At 64.9% G+C, this 19,414-nt stretch carries 16 protein-coding genes; 9 read left to right on the top strand and 7 right to left on the bottom strand.

Translation table 11 applies throughout. The features are described from left to right. Window positions 1-48: 48 nt before the first annotated feature. The 4 genes from trxB to IPL79_00685 all read left to right on the top strand — a co-directional run bounded on the left by trxB (window position 49) and on the right by IPL79_00685 (window position 3,449). Complete coding sequence (gene trxB / locus IPL79_00670) at window positions 49-996, top strand: thioredoxin-disulfide reductase (protein ID MBK9069513.1); 948 nt, start codon at window positions 49-51, stop codon at window positions 994-996. A gap of 104 nt (window positions 997-1,100) precedes the next feature. After that, window positions 1,101-2,162 (top strand): trypsin-like peptidase domain-containing protein, encoded by a 1,062-nt coding sequence (locus IPL79_00675; GenBank protein MBK9069514.1) that lies wholly within the window; start codon window positions 1,101-1,103, stop codon window positions 2,160-2,162. Between the two features lie 61 nt (window positions 2,163-2,223). Continuing rightward, window positions 2,224-3,207 carry an alpha/beta hydrolase fold domain-containing protein gene (locus IPL79_00680; protein MBK9069515.1) on the top strand — a complete coding sequence of 328 codons (984 nt, stop codon included), beginning with the start codon at window positions 2,224-2,226 and terminating at the stop codon, window positions 3,205-3,207. Between the two features lie 77 nt (window positions 3,208-3,284). Continuing rightward, complete coding sequence (locus IPL79_00685; protein MBK9069516.1) at window positions 3,285-3,449, top strand: hypothetical protein; 165 nt, start codon at window positions 3,285-3,287, stop codon at window positions 3,447-3,449. An 82-nt stretch (window positions 3,450-3,531) separates the two neighbouring features. Here the strand turns inward: IPL79_00685 and IPL79_00690 are convergent, their stop codons facing one another. Then, a complete protein-coding gene (locus IPL79_00690; protein MBK9069517.1) occupies window positions 3,532-5,319 on the bottom strand; it encodes a TIGR04551 family protein in 1,788 nt (595 codons plus the stop codon). Window positions 5,320-5,547: 228 nt separating this feature from the next. On the opposite strand from IPL79_00690, the gene nagZ reads away from it, so the two are divergent. Beyond that, window positions 5,548-6,708 carry a beta-N-acetylhexosaminidase gene (gene nagZ / locus IPL79_00695; protein MBK9069518.1) on the top strand — a complete coding sequence of 387 codons (1,161 nt, stop codon included), beginning with the start codon at window positions 5,548-5,550 and terminating at the stop codon, window positions 6,706-6,708. Between the two features lie 7 nt (window positions 6,709-6,715). Here nagZ and IPL79_00700 read toward each other — a convergent pair whose 3' ends face one another. The 6 genes from IPL79_00700 to IPL79_00725 are packed head-to-tail and all read right to left on the bottom strand — an operon-like array spanning window position 6,716 to window position 14,951. After that, a complete protein-coding gene (locus IPL79_00700) occupies window positions 6,716-8,755 on the bottom strand; it encodes a BatA domain-containing protein (GenBank protein MBK9069519.1) in 2,040 nt (679 codons plus the stop codon). Beyond that, the gene (locus IPL79_00705; protein MBK9069520.1) at window positions 8,746-9,687 is read right to left on the bottom strand and encodes a DUF58 domain-containing protein; all 942 of its coding nucleotides are present in this window, start codon (window positions 9,685-9,687) and stop codon (window positions 8,746-8,748) included. Before IPL79_00705 ends, IPL79_00700 begins: the two co-directional genes overlap by 10 nt. Before the next feature lie 8 nt (window positions 9,688-9,695). Further along, window positions 9,696-10,697, bottom strand: coding sequence for a MoxR family ATPase (locus IPL79_00710; protein MBK9069521.1), 1,002 nt, complete (start codon window positions 10,695-10,697; stop codon window positions 9,696-9,698). A 33-nt stretch (window positions 10,698-10,730) separates the two neighbouring features. Further along, a complete protein-coding gene (locus IPL79_00715; GenBank protein ID MBK9069522.1) occupies window positions 10,731-12,005 on the bottom strand; it encodes a hypothetical protein in 1,275 nt (424 codons plus the stop codon). Further along, a complete protein-coding gene (locus tag IPL79_00720; GenBank protein MBK9069523.1) occupies window positions 12,002-14,488 on the bottom strand; it encodes a hypothetical protein in 2,487 nt (828 codons plus the stop codon). Before IPL79_00720 ends, IPL79_00715 begins: the two co-directional genes overlap by 4 nt. Before the next feature lie 16 nt (window positions 14,489-14,504). After that, window positions 14,505-14,951, bottom strand: coding sequence for a hypothetical protein (locus IPL79_00725; GenBank protein MBK9069524.1), 447 nt, complete (start codon window positions 14,949-14,951; stop codon window positions 14,505-14,507). A gap of 291 nt (window positions 14,952-15,242) precedes the next feature. Here IPL79_00725 and IPL79_00730 point away from each other — a divergent pair, with 291 nt between their 5' ends. The 4 genes from IPL79_00730 to IPL79_00745 all read left to right on the top strand — a co-directional run bounded on the left by IPL79_00730 (window position 15,243) and on the right by IPL79_00745 (window position 19,286). After that, window positions 15,243-15,914 carry a sigma-70 family RNA polymerase sigma factor gene (locus IPL79_00730; GenBank protein MBK9069525.1) on the top strand — a complete coding sequence of 224 codons (672 nt, stop codon included), beginning with the start codon at window positions 15,243-15,245 and terminating at the stop codon, window positions 15,912-15,914. After that, window positions 15,911-16,573: a hypothetical protein gene (locus IPL79_00735; GenBank protein ID MBK9069526.1), complete on the top strand. Its 663-nt coding sequence runs from the start codon at window positions 15,911-15,913 to the stop codon at window positions 16,571-16,573. The genes IPL79_00730 and IPL79_00735 overlap by 4 nt, the downstream gene beginning before the upstream one ends. Continuing rightward, the gene (locus tag IPL79_00740; GenBank protein MBK9069527.1) at window positions 16,570-17,043 is read left to right on the top strand and encodes a hypothetical protein; all 474 of its coding nucleotides are present in this window, start codon (window positions 16,570-16,572) and stop codon (window positions 17,041-17,043) included. Before IPL79_00735 ends, IPL79_00740 begins: the two co-directional genes overlap by 4 nt. 71 nt (window positions 17,044-17,114) lie before the next feature. After that, a complete protein-coding gene (locus IPL79_00745) occupies window positions 17,115-19,286 on the top strand; it encodes a transglycosylase domain-containing protein (GenBank protein ID MBK9069528.1) in 2,172 nt (723 codons plus the stop codon). Window positions 19,287-19,414 lie beyond the last annotated feature (128 nt).

The following is a 19,414-nucleotide window of genomic DNA, read 5'->3' on the forward strand; positions in this document are numbered from 1 at the left end:
CGTCCCAACCTGCGGGCCGTCAAACCGGGCGTGTGGTAGGAACCGGGCATGACTCACAAGGTTGTAATTATTGGCAGCGGCCCGGCGGCGCACACGGCGGCCATCTACGCGGCGCGGGCAAATTTAGCGCCGGTGCTGTACGAGGGGTTTATGGCCGGCGGCATTGCGGCAGGCGGCCAGCTCACCACCACCACCGATGTTGAAAACTTTCCCGGCTTTCCCGAGGGCATCGGCGGCCAAGAACTCACCGACCGCTTTCGCGCGCAATCGCTGCGCTTTGGCACCGTGATCCACACCGAAACCGTAAACAAGCTCGACCTGTCGAAGCGGCCGTTCCGCTTCTGGACCGACGAGCAGGAAGGCGAGGCGGAAACCCTCATTATCGCGACCGGCGCCACGGCTAAGCGCGATGTGATTCCCGGCGCTGGCGACGGCGAGCTATGGCAGCGCGGCGTCTCGGCCTGCGCCGTGTGCGACGGCGCCTTGCCGATGTATCGCAACCAGCCGTTGTTCGTCATTGGCGGCGGCGACTCGGCGATGGAAGAGGCGGGCTTTCTCACCAAATTTGGCTCCAAGGTGTATCTGGTGCATCGCCGCGACGAATTGCGCGCTTCGAAGATCATGCAGGATCGCGCGCGCGCCAATCCTAAAATCGAATTCTTGCTGTCGCACCAAGTCACCGCGGTGCTCGGCGACGACGTCGTGCAGCGCGTGCGCGTGCTCGACCTCAAAACCAACCAGACGCGCGAAATCGCCGCCGCCGGCCTATTCTTTGCGATCGGCCATATTCCCAATACCGCCTTTCTCGGCGGTCAAATCGCCACGGACGACCAAGGTTACTTTGTCACCAAGCCAGGCACCACCGAGACCAACGTCGCGGGCGTCTTTGCCGCCGGCGACGTGCAAGACAAGCAATGGCGGCAGGCCATCACCGCGGCCGGCTCAGGCTGCATGGCGGCGCTACAAGCCGAGCATTTCCTAGCATCGCATTCCTAGCGCAATAGACGCCGCGGCGCGGCTTTGGCACACTGGCCCTTATGAGCATTGAGCTAGAGCGCGAGCTGCGCCGGCAGATTTCGGTGACGCGATGGCTGGCCCTGATGCTGGTGGTCACCGCCGCTGCTGTCGTTTACGTGGCGCTAACGCTGCGCCAACGTCCGGCGGTGGTGGTGGCGCCCGAGCCGCGCGTCGTAACACCTCGCAGCGATTTGGGCGCCGATGAGCAGACCACGATCGAGGTATTTCGCGCCGCCTCGCCGTCGGTGGTCAACATCACCGCGATCGATGTCCAGCGCGATCTGTTTTCGAGCAACGTAATGAACGTGCCCAAGGGCAGCGGCTCGGGCTTTGTGTGGGATGCCGCAGGCCACGTGGTCACAAACTTCCACGTCGTGCAGGCCGGCGATCGCGCCAACGTCACGCTGGCCGATGGCACCACGTATCCTGCCAAGCTAGTTGGCGTTGCTCCCGATAAAGATCTGGCGGTGCTGCGCATCAGCGCGCCGCCCGAAAAAATTACGCCGCTGGCGCTGGGCACGTCGACCGACTTGCAGGTTGGGCAAAAAGTTTTGGCAATCGGCAATCCCTTTGGCTTTGACCAAACCCTCACGGCAGGCGTGATCTCGGGGCTCGAACGCACCATCCAATCCATCACGCAGCGAACAATTCGCGACGTCATTCAAACCGACGCGCCGATCAATCCTGGCAACAGCGGCGGCCCCTTGCTCGACAGCAGCGGGCGCCTCATTGGCGTCAACACGGCGATTTTTAGCCCGTCGGGCGCGTCCGCGGGCATTGGCTTTGCGGTCCCGGTCGACACGGTGCTTTCAATCGTTCCGCAGCTTATTAAGTTTGGCAAAATCATCAAGCCGGGCCTCGGGATCATCTATGCCGATCGCATTGCGCAGCAGCTTCGCATCGCGGGCATCGTGGTGCTCGAGGTGGTGCCCGGCAGCGCCGCCGAAAAGGCGGGCCTGCGCGGCGCGACGCAAGCCCAAGGCCGCGTGTTGCTCGGGGATGTCATCCTTGAGGTCGATGGCGCGCCGACGCGCAATGGCAATGAGCTAATGGACGTGCTTGAGCGCCACAAGGTGGGCGACGAGGTGTCGGTGCGCGTGCGCCGCGGCAGCGGCGAAACCACGCTAACGCTTACGCTGCAATAGGGGCAGGCCCGCCCACCTGCGGCGGCTTGACAGCGCCGCGCCCGCGGTTCATCTTGAAATTATGTCGCCGATTATGCGCCGCAACGCCTCGTCGTACGTCATCGAGTACATGTTTCGAAGTTTCGCGGCGGTTGGCGGCCTGTTCCCGGTGATGTGGCCGTCGAAATACGGCGTGCGCGTCAAGTCGCACGTTCGCTATAAGGAAGGCGATCACCACGGCCACACGCTCGATATTCTCTATCCAGCTGAGGCGGGCGGCGCGCTGCGGCCGGTGGTGCTGTTTGTCCACGGCGGCGGCTTCATGATGCTGTCCAAAAACACGCATCGCGCGCTGGCATTGCAATTTGCCAAGGCGGGTTGCGTGGTGTTTAACATCAACTACCGCCTGGCGCCGGCGCACCCGTTTCCCGCGCCCCTGGCAGATGTTGCCGATGCCTGGCTCTACATGCTCGAGCATGCCGAGGCGTATGGCGGCGATCCCAATTTGGCGATTGTCACCGGCGAATCCGCGGGCGGCAATCTGGTAACCGCGCTGGCGCTCGCCTCGGTGTGGCGCCGCCCCGAAGAGTATGCGGCCAAGGTATTTGAACGCGGCGTGGTGCCGATCGCCGCCATGCCGTTTTGCCCCATGCTGTCGGCATCGCGCCCGCAGCGCTTTATCGAGCGCAAGCCGCACCTGCCAAGATGGTTGCAGAAGCGCATCGAGTCGGTGTGTCGCTTGTACTTGCAAGATATCGACCACGGCGATTCGATCTTGCTCGCCGATCCGCTCTTGGCGATGCAGAGCGAGCACGCCTTTGAGCGCCCACTGCCGCGCTTCTTCTTGCCCGTCGGCACGCGCGACCCGCTGCTCGACGACGTCCGCCAGTTCGCCGCGGCGCTGCACGCGCGCGGCGGCGCCTACGATGCGCGCTACTACGAAAAAGGCGCCCACGCCTTCCACGGCTTTTTGTGGCAGGGCCTCGCGCAACAATGTTGGGCCGACGCCATCGGGTTTCTCGGCAACGAACTCGGCACCCGCGGCCACGCCCTCCGCCAGCCGTAGGGGTCACTCTCTACCCAAAATACGAATGTAGTTTCAGGTGCTTAAGCACCGTAGTGCGTGATTACCAGGAACGCCGCGTGAGCGCACGTGTCTTCCTGCTCGCAGATAGCGACCCTCCGGAGTGCAGCGAGACGGCGGTGGTATCCACCTCCCTCGGTGCCGACCACACCGCCGTGCAATCTACGCTCGCGGAAGAAACGTGCGCTCGCGCGGCCTTTGCCGTAACTGACGACAACGGATAAGGGACCGGCAGGTGAGCGCGTTTTCCAGCAGGAAGCCACGTGCGTCGAACTGCCTGACCGAACGTGGACGCGCGTGCGCGAATTAAAACTTGAGCGTGGCGTTGAACTGGAAGGTTTGCGCGTTGGAGGCGTCGCCGAGGTTAATGGAGGAAAAGCCAAAGCCCTCGTTGTTGATGTCGCTGGTGAGGTGATCGAGGCCGGCAAATGGAATGAAGAGGCCGTAGCCGATGCCGAGCGAAAGCGCCTCGCCCTCGAAGCTAAACGCGACGTCGAACTCGGTGCCTAAGGGGGCCTCATTGCCGGGCGTCGCGACTGGGCGCGCGGCAAAGCTGGTGATGTTGGTGGCGCTGATACGAAATGCCTTGGCGAAATCAAACGAGAGTGAAGGTCGGAGGTACACCGCGTTGTGCACCGCGCCGGCAATTTGCCGGAAGTAGATCATGTCGACGTGGTAATCGCGGTCAAACGCGAACAGCGAGTACTTTGTGTCGCCCTGACTTGGGATTCTTGACTTGGTGCTGATGTGCACATTGCCGGGCACGTCGCTGTCGGCGCTGTCGCCGCTGGCGTAGCCGGTTTCAAAACCAAACTTGAGGCGCTCGTTCATCCAGTGCGCGCCAAAGCGCGCAACCGCGCCGAGCTGAACTAGGTCGGCCGAGTTTGACACCGCTTGGTCCGACAGGTTGTCGATCGAGCCGAGCGTAGCCGCGCCCTCGAGCTCAAGCGACATGTTGCCCTTGCCCAGTCGCAGCCACAGGTCGGGAATAAGTGCCGAGGCGCTGCGGGGTACCAGGGTCGAGCCGTTGGGTTCGTCGGTGCCGCCGATCACGTCATCCCACGACTGCTTGCGGAAGGAAAAATGGATGCCGTAGTTGTAAGCCAATTGGCCGCTGGCGACGTCTTCGCGAAATTCGCGATCCGGATCGAGGCGCGACACCGCGATGGTCCATTGCTTGGAGTCGTTGGAATCATCGAGGTCCCAGCCCTGGCCGTAGCCGGTGGCAGCTTGGCCGGTGGTGAGGTCGTCGGTGGAGAGGCCGCTAAAGGGCCAGTCCATGGCCACCATGCCGCGAAGATTGGTACCTGGAATTGTGTTCGAAAGCGCGATGCGATCGATCGTGTCGCCAAAGTCGCCGTTGTAATTATAGGTTTGGTGAATCGGGTCGGCGCCGCCGCTGTTATGCAGCATGCCGAGGCCCCAATGATTGGGCATGCGGCCAAATTCGAGCAAAGCGAGCGGCGTATAGACCGACGCCCAGGCGCGCTTAACGACAATCGAATCCGATGAGGTGCCGGTCGAATCCACGAGCCCGCCCACGACTTGGCCATCGCGAAATGGCGTGGCGCCGAGGACTTGATTGTCGAGGAGGTCGATTTGGGTGTGGATCGTGGCGGATTCTGAGACGTGAAAGGTCGGCTCGAGCCGCAGCCGCATGTTCGACGAATTAAAGCTCCCCTTACAAGGCCGCGCAACCGTGTCGCCATCGTTGAGCGGTTGACAGGAAAGGGGGCGCGGAAACGGCGCGCCGCCTTCGTCGCCCTGATCGTTAAAGCCCATGTGGTAGTTCTTCAGCCACTCCATGCGCAGGCGTAGGTAGCCGTCGATCTCAACTAAGCGAAACTTTTTGCCGCGCTCGCGAAGTGGCGGCAGGACTTGCGTGGTGGGCAGCAGGCTCGCGCCTTTCGGGGCGGCTTCCGCGACACCTTTGGGCTTGTCCTCGCCCTCGGTGGGCGACGGCGTGGTGGGAAACGAGCCTTGCGGTTGCGCCATCACGGATGGGGCAATTGCAAGGGCAGCGACAAACGCGACGCGCGAGACAAACTTGGTCGGTGTAAACATCGGTGGTGGGTCCTGAAAGTCGCGTAACATTTTGAAATTACGGGGCAATGAGCCGGGAATATAGACATGTGTCTTTGGAGGCGTCAATTCCTGGACGCGCTTATAGTGTGGGCAGACGCCTGCCGGGCGACTTGGGTTGCCTGACGCGTGCGTGACGCAATTTCACTAGGAGATCTGTGGTGGTCAAACGCGCGCGTGCGGTTCGCCCAAGCGATCTGCCGGCCGCGTCGGCCTCTGCGCGCATGGTAACTTACCGCCATGGATCCCCAGCTGCGGCGAGATATTGGCGAACTGCAGTGGATAGGCTTTGAGGGCACCGAGGTCACGGCCTCGTTGCGTCGCCGCCTCGCCAAGGATGCGCTTGGATGCGTCGTGCTATTTCGTCGCAACTTGCCCCTGGCGGCCGGCCACGCGCTGCCCGCGACGGTGGCGACGCCCGTCGACGCTTTGGCCTTGCGCGCCCTGTGCCTAGAGCTCAAGGCTGCGGCGGGGGCAAGCCAACTCTGGATAGCCATCGACCAAGAGGGTGGCGTCGTGCAGCGCGTGCGCGCGCCGGCGACGGTATGGCCACCCATGCTGGCCTTCGAGCGCGTCGCGAAGCTGCGCGGCGAGGCCGTGGCGTGTGACTTGGCGGAGCAAGTCGGCCGCGCGCTAGGTGATGAGTTGGCCGCGGTAGAGGTTGATGTCGATTTCGCGCCGGTGCTCGACATCCATACCAATGACGCCAATCCGATCATCGGCAATCGCGCGTTTGGTCGCACCGCGGCAACGGTGGCGGCGCGGGCGCTGGCGTTTGCAAGCGGCTTGGCGGGCGCGGGCATTATCGCATGCGGCAAACATTTTCCTGGTCACGGCGACACCCACACCGACAGCCATCTCGCGCTACCGCGGATTGCGCACGCCTGGGATCGTTTGCGGCACGTCGAGTTAGCGCCGTTTCGGCAGGCTGCCGCCGCCGGGCTGCCGATGCTTATGACGGCGCACGTCGTGTTTGAGGCGCTGGCGCCCGGCGTGCCCGCAACGCTCGCGCCTGAGGTTGTGCAGGGGCTGCTCCGCGAGCAGCTCGGCTATCAAGGCATCATCGTCTCAGATGATCTCGACATGAAGGCCATCGCGGATTCGCTCGACGTCGGCGAGGCGGCGGTCCGGGCGATCATGGCCGGCTGCGACGCGCTGCTCTTGTGTCGCGATCAAGCGCATCAGGCTACGGTGCACCAGGCGTTGTTGCAAGAGGCCGCGCGCAACGAGGCATTTGCGGCGCGCGTGCAGGAGAGCGCGGCACGCATTCGTGACGTCAAGGCGACGCAGGCGCGGCATTGGGCGCTCGCGGCACGGCCGTCGCTCGCGGTGCTCGGGGCAGACAGCCATCAAGCGTTGGCGTCGGCGCTCAACGCGGCGATGGCGTCGGACAGCCCGTAACTCGTTATTAGCGCCACATCCACAGGCCTTCCAGCACGAGCAACAACACGGCCAAGGCGAGCAACCAAGGCGCTAGCGCGAGCCGATGCGTGGCCTGCGTCGGTAACGATCCGGCGTGCACCGCGCTGCGGCTCGTTGGCGCATGCGTAAGATCAGAGGCGCTCGGATCGATGTTGACCGCAAAGCCAAGGTCGTGACGTGGCTGCGGCTTGTCGCGGACGCCTTGCATTACGTGATAGACGCCCGGCACCTCGGTGCCTGCGAACCGCGACGTCGTGCTCGAGGCAGAAGTCACCGCGGTCAACGCGCCCGAGGGCGCCGCGACGCGCAGCGATTCATCGGCGGGCAGCACGATCGCCTCGCCGACGCGCAGGCTCCGATCCGACGAGGTCGCGACCTTGCGCGCGAGATGCCGCGCGATGGCCTCGACCCACGGCGCAAAGCCGGGTTGCAAGGCGAAATCGCTCCAGTCTCGATCGATGGTGGTGAGCAGGCACACGATCTTGCCCTTGCCAACGGCGTGTTCAAGCAGCACCGGCGCCCCGTCTGAACTAGAGGCCAGCACGCGCGCGCCGGGCGTTAGCGAGCCAAGTAAGGCGCGGCGCCTGATCGACGTCTGGAGCAGCGCGCGATCGCTCGCGACAAATTTCGCAAACGACGGGTGCGTCACGTCGAGTGCGGCGAGCTGAATCAGCGCCGGTGTGCCCGCGCCGGGTTCGCTGTGCCATGCGGCGTCGGCGATGTCGCCGATCTGGCCGGGCATGAGCGGCGCCATGGTGCGATTGTACGCCAGCGCGTCGACTTGGTCGCCCGTGGTAATGAGGAGGCCACCGCCGCCGGCGACCCAGGCGTGGAGCATCTCGACCAGTGGTGGGGCGAGCGCCGCGACATTGGCGAGGACGATCACGTCGTAGGCGCCTATCCGACGAGGTTCGAGGGCTTCGATGCCCGCGACGCTAGGAGTTTGCGAGCGAAATGCCGCCTGCATCGCGGTCTGCACGAAAAAAGCCTCGTCTTGATAGCGCGAGAGATGCGGCGCGCCATTGATGATGAGGGCCCGTACGTCTTCATCGCGATGGGCAAACATGAAGCGGCGATTGTCCGCCATGAACGCGTCGTCATCGAGGCGTGCCTCGATCTCGGCGCTCGCGACGCCGGGAGGCAGGTTAATGGAGAACCGCTTCTCGACGACCCCTCGGGCCGGGAGCTCGATGGTGGCGCGCGCGCTGACTTGATTGTTAATATAAAGGCGGACGCTGCGCCCGACGAGCGGACGATCGCCAAAGTTGGCGATCGTCGCCGTAACGGACATGGCGGCGTCGGCGCCGGGTTCGCCGTCGGCGAGCGCCGCGTCGCGCCCTAGCGAGGTGATCGCGACATTAGGCAGCGCGCCGGCGGGTCTTGCGTCGAGCACGACCAGCGACTGCTCTGCGGGCGTCTCCACCGGCACCGCAAAGGGTGAGAGCACGATGACCGATTTATGCGGATGGCGCGACGCTCTCAGCAGGCTCTGCGCGGTTTGCAGCGCCGCGGGTAGGTCGCTGCCGCGATACGTCGAGGTCACGGCGTCTAGCCGTTGTTGCAGCAAGAGGTGATTGCGCGTTAGCTCGTGGCGTGCGGTCGGGTCGCTGGTCGTGATGATCGCGAGCTCCGCGTCAACGCCCAAATCGCCGATGATCTCTCGCGCCTGCCGCTTGCTGCGGGCGAGGAGGTCGCCGTTTTCGAGGCGATAGCTCGATGCCACCGAGTCGTCAATGATGAGCACCGCGGCCTGCTCGCCGCGCGCAACCAGCGGGCGGCTAGAGGCGCACGAGACATAAGGTTGCGCCATCGCCCCGGCAACCGCCGCGATCAGGAGCGTCCTGATCCACATCAGCCACGTCTCCTTGAGCACGAAGCGCTGCGCGGTTAGCAGATCGCTCGTCAGCAAGAACTCAATGGCCGCAAACGGCACGACCGCCGCCTTCTGCCGCCCGACAATATGGATGAGCAACGGCAGCAGGCACGCGCCGAGCGCCCAAATCAGGCCGGGTGACTCTAAGCCCATGACCACTCCCCGGGCGTCGGCGCGATGCCGAGCAATTGCGCGGCGCTTGCCTCGATATCCGTCGTGCCCAGCACGAAACGCATCCCAGCCTCGTGACACTGTGCCTGCCAGGTCGCCACGTGCTGCTTGATGGCGGCGACGTAGCGCAGCCGAATATCGGCGGGGTTGGTCATCATGCGCTGTCCCGATTCGGGCGACACGAACGTGGTGATGCCGCGAAACGGCAAGGTTTGCTCGCTGGGCGCAAGCACCATGAAGACGGTCACCGCATGGCCGCGCAGCGCCAGCGCGCGCAACATGCGCAGGCTATCGCTGCGATCAAAAAAATCCGAGGCGATGATAATCTCGCTGGGGTGATGTGCCAGCTGCGTGCCAATGTGCTCGAGGTCGGCGGCGAGCCCGCGCGTGCCCTTGCCGGCAAGGCTCGCGATGTCCGCTAGGCCAGCGAGCGCCTCGCGCAAGGGCAGCTGATTGCTCAGCACCGCGGTGCCAAGCGCGCGCTCAGCCAGCGCCGCGACGCGCAAGGGATCGCCGCCTTGCGCCAGCACATGGCCCACAACCGAAAGGCAGGTGCAGGCAAATTGCAGCTTGGACGGCGCCTCGCCGCCTATGTGCATCGAGGCGCTGGCGTCTACGAGCAGCGCCCGCGTGACTTGGCCCTCATGGTCAAAGCGCTTAACGATGAGGCGATCGCGGCGCGCCGAGCCGCGCCAGTCGACATGCCGCACGTCGTCGCCGTGGGTATAGTCGCGGTGCTCGTGGAATTCGACGGAGTGGCCGCGCCGCGCCGAGGTATGGCTGCCGATTTGCGCATTCGTGCCAGCCGCGAGCGAGGTGCCAAAGCGGGCATGCAAGTCGGCTAGGCGCGTCAAGGTGTCTGGCGCCACGTGGCGCAGCAAATTGGTTGAGGCTGACGGGAGCAGGGCAGGCATGGCGGCGGTTACGAGGCCGCGAGTCTTTCGATGATGTGATCAATAATCGCCGCCGGCGTATGGCCATCGGCCTGACCGCGATAGCTCATGACGAGGCGATGCTCGAGCACGGGTCGCGCGACCGCATCGACATCGGCCATTTCGACGAAGGGGCGCCCGGCGGCCGCGGCGCGCGCGCGGGCGGCGAGCAACAGGCTTTGCGACGCGCGAGGGCCTGCGCCCCACGCGACGCTGGCGCGCACGAGTTCAGAGGTCGCCGTATCGGGCCGTGTCAGGCGCGTCAGCTGGACGGCGTGCAGCACGACGTGTTCAGGCGTCGGCAGCCGATGCACGAGGGCCTGCATGGCCAGCAAGTCGGCCGGGGTGACGATGGGCGTTAGCGCCGCGGCATCGCCGTGGCCTTGCGCGATTTGCGCCTCCTCGGCGGCGGACGGATAGCCGATGTTGATCTGCATCAAAAAACGGTCGAGCTGCGCCTCGGGCAAGGGGTAGGTGCCTTGTTGCTCGATGGGGTTTTGCGTCGCGAAGACCATAAACGGTTGCGGCAGCGGGTGCGTGTGGCCGCCAACCGTTACCTTGCCCTCCTGCATGGCCTGCAGCAGCGCCGCTTGCGTTTTAGGTGGCGTGCGATTGATCTCATCGGCGAGCAAGATGTTGGCAAAGATGGGGCCAGCGGCGAATTGAAAGCGCCGCGTGCCGTCGGCATCGTGTTGCAGCACATCGCTGCCGGTGATGTCGGCGGGCATGAGATCGGGCGTGAATTGAATGCGCCCAAATGACATGCTGAGACATTCGGCAAGCGCGGCGATCAGCGAGGTCTTGGCGAGGCCTGGCACGCCGACGATTAACGCGTGGCCGCCGGCGAACAGGCTGATGAGCAAGCGCTCGATGACGTCGTGTTGGCCGACGATGCGCTTGCCAAGCTCGCTGCGCATGCGCTGCCCGGCGTCGGCGAGCGCGGCAAGCAGCGCGACGTCGTCTGGTGAGGCTGCATCGGACACCGCGGTCATGGCGCGCAAGCTACCAAACTTGGGCGCGGGCGCCTAGCGCCGGACTTGCCGCAGAAAGGCGCATGCGGTCCGTTCTCGCGGCGCGCTGGGATGCTTTGCCGCGGCGTAGATCTCGGCAAGGGTGCAACGAACATTGGGGTCAAACGGGTTTACGCCCAACGCCGTCTCCATCGAGAGCCGAGCCAAGGGTAGGTCGCCCGCCCGCCACGCCGCAAGCCCCAGGGTTGGGGCTAAGCTGGCATCGTCGTCAAAATGATCGCGCATGGGGGCCAAGAGCCGCACGGCGCCCCGCGCATCACCGAGTTCCATGGTGGTGCGCGCGAGCGCGATCATTAGCGTAGGCTCCGGCTGGCCGACGTCGGCGAGGGCCTTTTGCAGCTCAATTGCGGCGGCTTCTAGATGGCCCTGCGCTCGCAACATGGCGGCAAGTCGGGCAAAGGCCTGCGCGCTTGGTGAAAGCGGCCGGGCGCGATGGCGTGCCGTGGCCGCGCCGGCGCGAACCTTCCAGGCGCGACGCCACGCCGGCGTTACGGCGAAGGCCTTGGCGAGGGCGGCCTCCACGCTGGCGCCGGCCGCAAGCTGCGCGATCAAGTGCCTCACGGCCGCATCTCCTTTTTGATGCGCGAAGAACTGCAGATAGGACAATGCCTGGGCATACGCAAGCTGGGCTTGATCGGCGTCGCCGATCGCCGCAAACGAAGCGAACGTTTCAATTTGCTGCAGGTCATCGCGCGCAATCGCGTCCGCGAGCGCGACCTTTTCTGCGGCGCGCAAGTGCCCGCCTGGCGGCGCGCGCCATAGGCTTTCATAGTAGCGGGCAAGGCCTTCCTGCAGCCACACCGGCACGCGCGCCCCCGCGAGCTGGGCAAGGTGAAGATGGGCAAGTTCATGGCCCAAGGTGTCGAGCCAGCGAAAGCCCGCCACGGTGACGCGCGGCGATAGCAGAAAAATCGTGTCGCCGTGCGCAATGCCGACGGTCTGGCTGGCGGTGAGCTGCGCCGCGGGCACGCCGGTGCGCTCGGCGAACACCTCGAGCGAGGGCGCGATTTCGACGGTGACGCCGACCACCGTGCCGCCAAGCGTCCGCGCCATGTCGCGTTCCATCGCATCTAAAAATTCGCCGGCGACTGCGATCAGCGGCGCGTCCTCGGGCACGCTACAAAATGCAAAGGCGCGCGACGGGCTGGCGGTGGTTTGGCAGGACTTGGCAAATTCACTGCCGGGGCTGGCAGCAGCTACCGGCGACCCCGCCGCAAACAACGCCCACGCGGCGATTGGCGCCAGCTTGGTGAAGCGGCGCGGGCTCATTTGATTAGGCCCTCGTAGTAACGCTTGACCAGCTCGGTCGTGCCGTTGACGGCCGGCGTCGCCATCGCGCGTGTCAATTCCTCGCGGAATTTCGTTGGCGCATCATGCGTGAGCGTGTGCAGCGTGCGTGGCAAGGCAATGGGAGCGACGCTGGTCTGACCGCGACTATTGGCTGTAAGCGCGGCCAGGGCGGCGTCAAGATGATGCAGCGCTGCCCCGCTATGCTCGCGTGCGCCGATTGCGTCGTTGGCGATGAGCGCAATGTCGGCCTCGCCGTTGGCCATCGTGGCTGACGCCAACCGTGCGGTGAGTTCGCTGACTAGCGCCGGCGATAGCGCGGTTCCCTGCGGTATGGCGGCCGTGGCGGTCGCCAAATCTGTCCGCAGCTTGGCGCCGACCGTGCGTAGCGCGGCGAAGCGGCTGCGCTCAGCGGACGTCGCGAGCGCTGCGGGCGAGGGGCGCACGAGCGCCAAACGATCGGCGAGCGCTCGCATGCGCGCACGCGCGGTCTCTATACGTGCCAGGGCGTCGCCAGTTAGGTCATTCCAGGTTGAGAGCGGCTCCTCGGCAATCGCCGCCTCGAGCTCGCCGCGGATTGAATCGAGCGACAACGCGGCGAGCTGGGCACGTTGCGTCGCCTCAAAAACGTCCGCGCCATCGAGCAAGCCAATAACCTCGAGCACGCGCCTGCGCGCGATCTCAAATTCATCGGCGGCGGCTTGGGTTAGGCCCGCTGCGGGCACATCGACCAGCATGGCGCGCACGGTGGCTAACTCACGCTTGAGGGTAACCAGTTGCTCAGACGTCATGATGCCGCGAGGACGGCGGCTGCGTTGGCTGGTCGCGATCTGGCGCGTCGCGATACTGATCTGCCCAGCCTGCGCAGCTCCATGCGTCAGCGCCGCAACCAAGACGTCCAGGAGTTTTTGTTCGGCGCCAAAGCGAGCGGCGCGGAACTCGGCCAACGCCTGATCGGCCTCTGCCTGGTGTCGCGACCACGCGGCTTCGCAGGCGGCTAAGGCGGCCTTGGCGGCGCTGACGTCGTAGCGGCGCAGGGCGCCACCCACGTCGTCGATACATGCGGCCGCCGGCTGTGCCGACGCGCGGAGCCCCGGATTGAGATACATGGCCGGGTTGGCGGCGGCAGCCTCGGCCTCTGCCTCGGCCGTGCGCTGCGCAAGCCGCGAGCTGGCGCGGGCGATTTCGCCGACAAGTCGAAGCGCCTGGCGATGAACCCGTTCGTCGCGGGCCGAGCTTAGGTGCGCGAGCACTTTCGCTAGCCGCTGCATCATGTCGCGGATGTCGGCGACGATCGACGCGTAGCCGGATCGGCGCAGGCGTTCGTGCCAATCGTCGAGTTCCAAGATCGACGCTTCCATGCTCGCGATGCGCAGCGAGCCATCGCGCGACCCATCAAGCATCTCCCACGTTGCGGCCGCTCGCCTCAGCGCCTCCACCGCGCTCGTCGCAAAGAGCGCCTCGCTGGTCGCAAGCGGCAGGGTAGCGGCGAGCCGATCGCGCACCGCCTTGGCGGACGCCATGCCGTGTCGCAACTCCCCCGCGAGGTGGTCAAGCATGGCGGCGATGAGGCCCTCCAGCGCATCGAGCCCATGCTCGTGCATTGACACCGGATCCGTGACCCGCAGCGAGAACTGTGCCGAGCGTCCGACGCCTGGGCCCGTTAACGTGTTGTTGTCTTGCACCTCGATGTGGTAGCGCACGGTGGTCGGCGAGGAGGTGATGCCAAGATCGCTTAGATGCCAGGCTACGGTGCCCTCATGGTGGCGCCTGCCAACGTCGAGCTCAAGCGGCTGGCGCTCGACCTTGCCGTCGTGTTCCCACACCAACTCGGTGGCAGCGAGGCCAAAGTCATCGTCGGTAACGAAGGCGAGCTCGACAACCTGCCGCGTGCTGGCCGTGGTGGCGGCGTTCGGCGCAAACAACCGAACCGCGGGCGCGCGATCGACCTCAATCGCGACGCTGCGCGGACGCGTTTCGATTTGATGTTCGTGAGCGCCGCCCACCATGAAGCGATAGCTCGCGGTTTCGTTGGCGGTAAACGTGCCCGCCCAGCGTATGGGGCCGGGCGTGGCCGCAGGCGCCTTGGTCATGTCCAGCCTTCGCGCGGTTCGCAAGCTTTTGGTCGAGGCGGCATCGGCGCTCGCCGTGGTGCCAGCCTGCCACAGCATGGTCACTTCCGCGAAATCGCGGGTCGTTGTCCCCGATACCGCAATCACCGAGCCTTGCACCACCTGGAGATCGCCGGTGGCATCATCGAGCGTCGTCGAGGGCGCACCTGTATAAGCCGGGGGCGTGATGGTGATTTGCAGGTTGGCAAGCAGCGGCTCACGCGTCCAACGCGCATCGACAAACGGATCGTCATCGGCCGCGGCCAGGATCTCGGTGCCGGCCCTAACCTTTGAAAACCTCAGGCCGCCAAGGATGCCAAGCGCGAGGGCGAGGCCCACGGCGGCGGTGCGCACACGCCCTGGGTGCTGGCTAACCAACGGGGTGTTCACGCGCTGGGTTGCGCCGCGCAGCGAAGCCGTCGCGATCCCAAGCGCGCTTGCGTGCAGCGCAAGCGACGCCGGCGATGCGCTCGGCGGATAGGTCCACGCCAGCGAGCACATGGCTGCCAAGCGCAGGATCGCGGCCATACAGCCACCACGCGACGGCCCGATCGGAAACGTAGGCGCGGTGAGGTCGCCACACATACCAGTAGATCGCAAAGCCCAGCGCCGCGAGATAGCCGAGCAAAAACAGCGCGACCGCTTTTTGCGCCGCGCGCACCGAAAGCCCGAGCTCGCCCACGGCCCACGGCATGAGCATGCCCAGCGCGATGGAGAGCCCGATGGTCGCCCACAGCGCGCGACGCTTTTCGCGGCGCAGGAGGTCGCGCCGAATGACCGCGATGTGGACGCTAAGGCCCTCGTGCACGTCAAGCACCGGCCCTCCTCGCTGCGGCGAGCAGCGCTTGGCCTCGGCATGAACTTTGTCGCATCGCCTGCGGTAGAGCGTAGCTCATAACCTCGGACCGAGCGAGCGATAGGCAGGTTGGTTAGCTGGCAAGGCGCGAAAGAGGCTCATACTGGTTGTATGGGCCGATTGAGCAACGCCGCCAGCTACCAAGCTGACCTCGCTCGCGGCGGGAGAGGTTATGAGATGCGCTCAAGACATAGCACATGTTCGGCTCGCTGCTGTATAGTGGCGAGCGTGCAGAGGCGCGTTGATCAAGGGATGCGGGAGGCCGTATCACGCGCGGAGGCCGCCCGTGACGCGCAGTGCGTGGCGCGGGTCTTGGCAGGCGATGCGGAGGCCTTTCGCGACCTCTTTGACCGCTACCGCCAGCGCGCGTTCATCCTGGCGTTGGGCGTCGTCGGCAACCCCGAAGACGCCAGCGATGTGGTGCAAGACGCCTTCGTACGCGCCTATAAAAACCTGGCCTCGTTTGCCGGCTCGTCGAGCTTCTACACCTGGTTCTATCGCATCGTCATCAATCTCGCGATCGATCACAAGCGCCGCGTCAAGCGCGTCAAGCTCGACGATTTCGCCGAGCAGGGCGGCTCGGAGGGCGCGATCGCGCTTGAGGCGCTGGCGTTTAGCAACCAGCCCCTTGGCTTTGATCCGCGCAAGGCGCTGCTCGACGGCGAGCTGTCGCGGCGCATTGCCCTGGCGCTGGCCGAGCTGTCGGAGGCGCATCGCACGGCCCTGGTCCTGCGCGAAATTGACGGCCTCTCTTATGAGGAGATTGCCGACGTGATGGCCTGCTCCAAAGGCACCGTCATGTCGCGCTTGTTTCATGCGCGCAAGAATATGCAGGCTAAGCTGCTAGATTTGAAGGATTTTTCAACGTCCGAAGCGAGCGCAGAATTTATACCCACCTCGCAACGTCAGACGGAGGAGCCGTGAAGCACAAGTCGCCTGAAAAGAACCCCGCGCCTTCCGACGCCGCCTGGATGCGGTGGGTGGACGGCGAGGATGCGCGGCCATCGCACGCCGATGGCGAGGGCGCGAATGGAGATCCGGCGGCGGCAAGCCCGCGCGGGGCGAAGGTTGAGCAAGTCGTCCAAGAGCTTGGGACCGTCGTGCGAGGTCATTATCAGGCCATCGCCGATGACCACGACGCCACGCTCGCCAACGTATGGACTGCTATCGCGCGGGACATCGCGGCGACGCCAAGCGCGTATGCGGGGGAGGTTGCTGGCGTCCCGCACCCGGCCACGTTGCCCGCGCAGCGCGCGCCTTCGCGGACCCAAGGCATTTGGCGCTATGTGGCAACCGGCGTCGGGGCGGCTGCTTTGGCGAGCATCGTCACCTTGGCCGTGGTTGGTGACAGGGCGGCGCAGGCACCCGAGGCCGCGCGCGTTGTGGTGCCCGTGGTGGGCGTTGATGGCACCACGAAGGGTGGCGCACCTGTGGGCGTCACGCCGGCGCTGTATCATCAGTCGCCAACCATTGAGTCCCTAGACGTTACGAGTGGATCGGGTACCGTCATCACCGTCGAAGATGCAGATGGCAGCACGGCCGTGATCTGGATTACCCCCAATGATGTAGGAGAGTCGCTATGAAGACGGCAGGAAGCGTACGTCGGCTGGCAACAGCTATGATGTTTATTGGAGGGCTGGCCTTTGCCACCTCGGCGCGTGCCGAGGCGCCGACGTGCACGCTGTATGAAATTGCGGCGAGCCGGGCCGATACGCCAAGCATCGATCCCAGCCTGGCGCCGCTCGCCAGCAAGCTCAAGCGCCCGCCGTTGTCGTCGTGGAATGTCTTTGCGATGTTGACCAAGGTTAGTGGTGCGTTTGAGCTCATGCAGTCCAAGACGTTTAAGCTCAAGCGCTCCACCGCTAACATTGTCCTGCGCGAGGTGCAGGTCACCGGCAAGACTCGTTATAGCTTTTCGGTTGCGGTCGATGACGAGACCGGTAAGCGCGTGGTCGATACCAAGTACAGCATCGACGCCGGTGACTACGTCGTGATTGGCCGCTCGGTTGGCACCGACGAAGGGCTCTTGCTCGCCATTGGCGGCTGCCGCTAGCTCGCGATAAGGCGCGGGCGCGCGGCGAGTTCGTTGACTTTGCCTCGAGGTAGCGCCAGACTGCGCCCACCATGAAGCGCAGGACGGGGTGGTTGCGCTGGGTCGTAGCTGCCGTCGTGGCGTCCTTGCTGGTTGCTGCGTTGGTTGCGGTGCCCAACGCGATGGAGCGCGCGGTCAGGCGGCAGGTGTTGCCGCGGGTTGCCAGCAAGCTTGGGCTTGACGTTACCGCCGCAGAAGTTGACGCCGGCTGGGGCAGCGTCGAGTTGCGCGGGGTGGCGGTGGGCGACGTCGTGATGGTGCCACGCGTCACCGTGCGCTATGCACTCGGCGCCGCGCTGCTTGGCAACATCGATGTGGTGCAAGTCGTCGTTCACGCGCCCGCGATTACCATTGAAGTGCGGCCGGACGGCTCGAGCAACCTGGATCCGATCATGCAAAGATTTCGCGCTGCCCCGGGGGCCTCGCCGACTGCGTCAGCGGGTAGCTCGACGCGGCTGCCCCGGGCGCTCCTAGTGCAGGGTGCCACCGTCCGCGTCTCTGATCGACGCCAGGGCTGGGTGCTCGATATCTCGGGCCTCGCGCTAAACGTCGCGCCTCGGACCAAGACCGGCAGCGGCCGCTTCGCCACGCTTGCAGCGCACGCCGCGCGCGGCCCTCGTCTTAGCCTTGCCGATGTGAATTTTGAGGTAGCTCGCGATGAGACGGTCGACGTGAAAATTGGCGACGGCGCGATCGAGCTGTGGCCTGGCTTTGCGTTGACGAACCTCTCCGGGACGCTTGGCTCAGCCAGGCGCGCCACGCTCACCTTGGCGTTGGCCGGCAGTTACGGCGGCGCCAAGCTGCCGCTGTGGACGGCGGCAGGCGCGCTTGACCTAAACGCTTGGCAGGGCGAGGTCACCATCGCCGCCAGCGAATTTTCCTTGGGACGCCTTGCCGCGGTGTTGCCCGCCAACATGTTTCCGGACATCGACAAGACCCTCATCGATGCGTCGCTGAAGCTTTCGTTGCGCGACAAGCGAATTACCTACGAAGGCCAGTCGCACGTCTCGGGCCTGTCGCTTAGCCATCCGATGCTCGCGTCTGAGCCGCTAGTTGGCATCGATCTAGCCTCTGAATTTGGCGGCTGGCTCGACTGGCCCACCCGAGAATTGGTGCTGCGCGAGGCGCGCTTTGTCACGCGCGAGGTGCCACTTGTGCTTCGCGGCAACGTGCTGTTCGCGCACGCGTCTCGCGTCGCGGCGGACGGCACGCCGCAGCCGTTGGCGATGTTGACGGCGCAGGCCTCGGTGCCGTCAACGCCGTGCCAGCAAGTCTTGGAAGCCATCCCCTCGGCCATTGCGCCCTTTCTCCGCGAGTTCAAGCTGCAAGGCGATTTCGCGGCCGAGGTTGACCTTGCGATCGATTGGAACAACCTAGACGCGCTGGCGCTGCGCGCGGACATCGGGATGAACCGCTGCAAGGTGCTAAAGGCGCCGCAGGCGGTGGGCGAGCGGCTGAGGGGGGAGTTCACGCATCACGTCGAGATCGAGCAAAATGAGTGGATGTCCTTTGTCGTGGGGCCATCAAACCCGGATTTCGTGCCGTATGCAGCCTTGCCGCCGCATGTCGTGTATGCCGCGATGACGACCGAGGATCCGCGGTTCTTTAAGCACCATGGCTTCTTGCCGTCCGAGTTCGAAAAGGCGCTCGCGGCAAATCTCAAGGTTGGCTATTTCCGCCTCGGCGCGTCGCCGATGACGATGCAGCTGGTGAAAAATGTTTTGCTGTATCGCGAGAAAACGCTGTCGCGAAAATTCCAAGAGCTCTTCCTCACCTGGCACATCGAGCAAGTGCTGACCAAAGAGCGCATGCTCGAGATTTATTTCAATGTCGTCGAGTACGGGCCGGCCATCTACGGCGTCACGGCCGCCGCGCGAGAGTATTTCGCCAAGCCCGTCGCCGAGCTTACGCTTAAGGAGGCGGTGTTTCTCGCCAAGCTCTTGCCCTCGCCCAAGGCGCGCTACCGCCAGCTTTGCGAGGGCACCCTGCGCAAGTGGATGGAGGATGGCATCGGGCTTGCGCTCGAGCGCATGCTGCAGAAAACCTGGATCACGCCGAACGAGTACGAGGCCGCGCTGACCACGCCGCTGGTATTTGCGACTCGCAACGAATCGCGCGAGCAGTGCCTGGCGCGCGTGAAAACGGCGATCCAAAAAGCCCGGCCCACCACGCCGCGTGCCCCGCGGCCGCCGGCGCGACCGTAGTCCCCGATCTGCCACGATACGAATCAGAGAATGGAAATGGAAACCAAGCTAATATTTAGTGTGCCATCAAATGAAGAAGATGCTGGCCCACGATGAACTTGTGCGGGATTATATTCTCGGGATTTTCA

Source organism: Myxococcales bacterium, from assembly GCA_016716835.1.
Taxonomy (GTDB): Bacteria; Myxococcota_A; Polyangia; order Haliangiales; family Haliangiaceae; genus JADJUW01.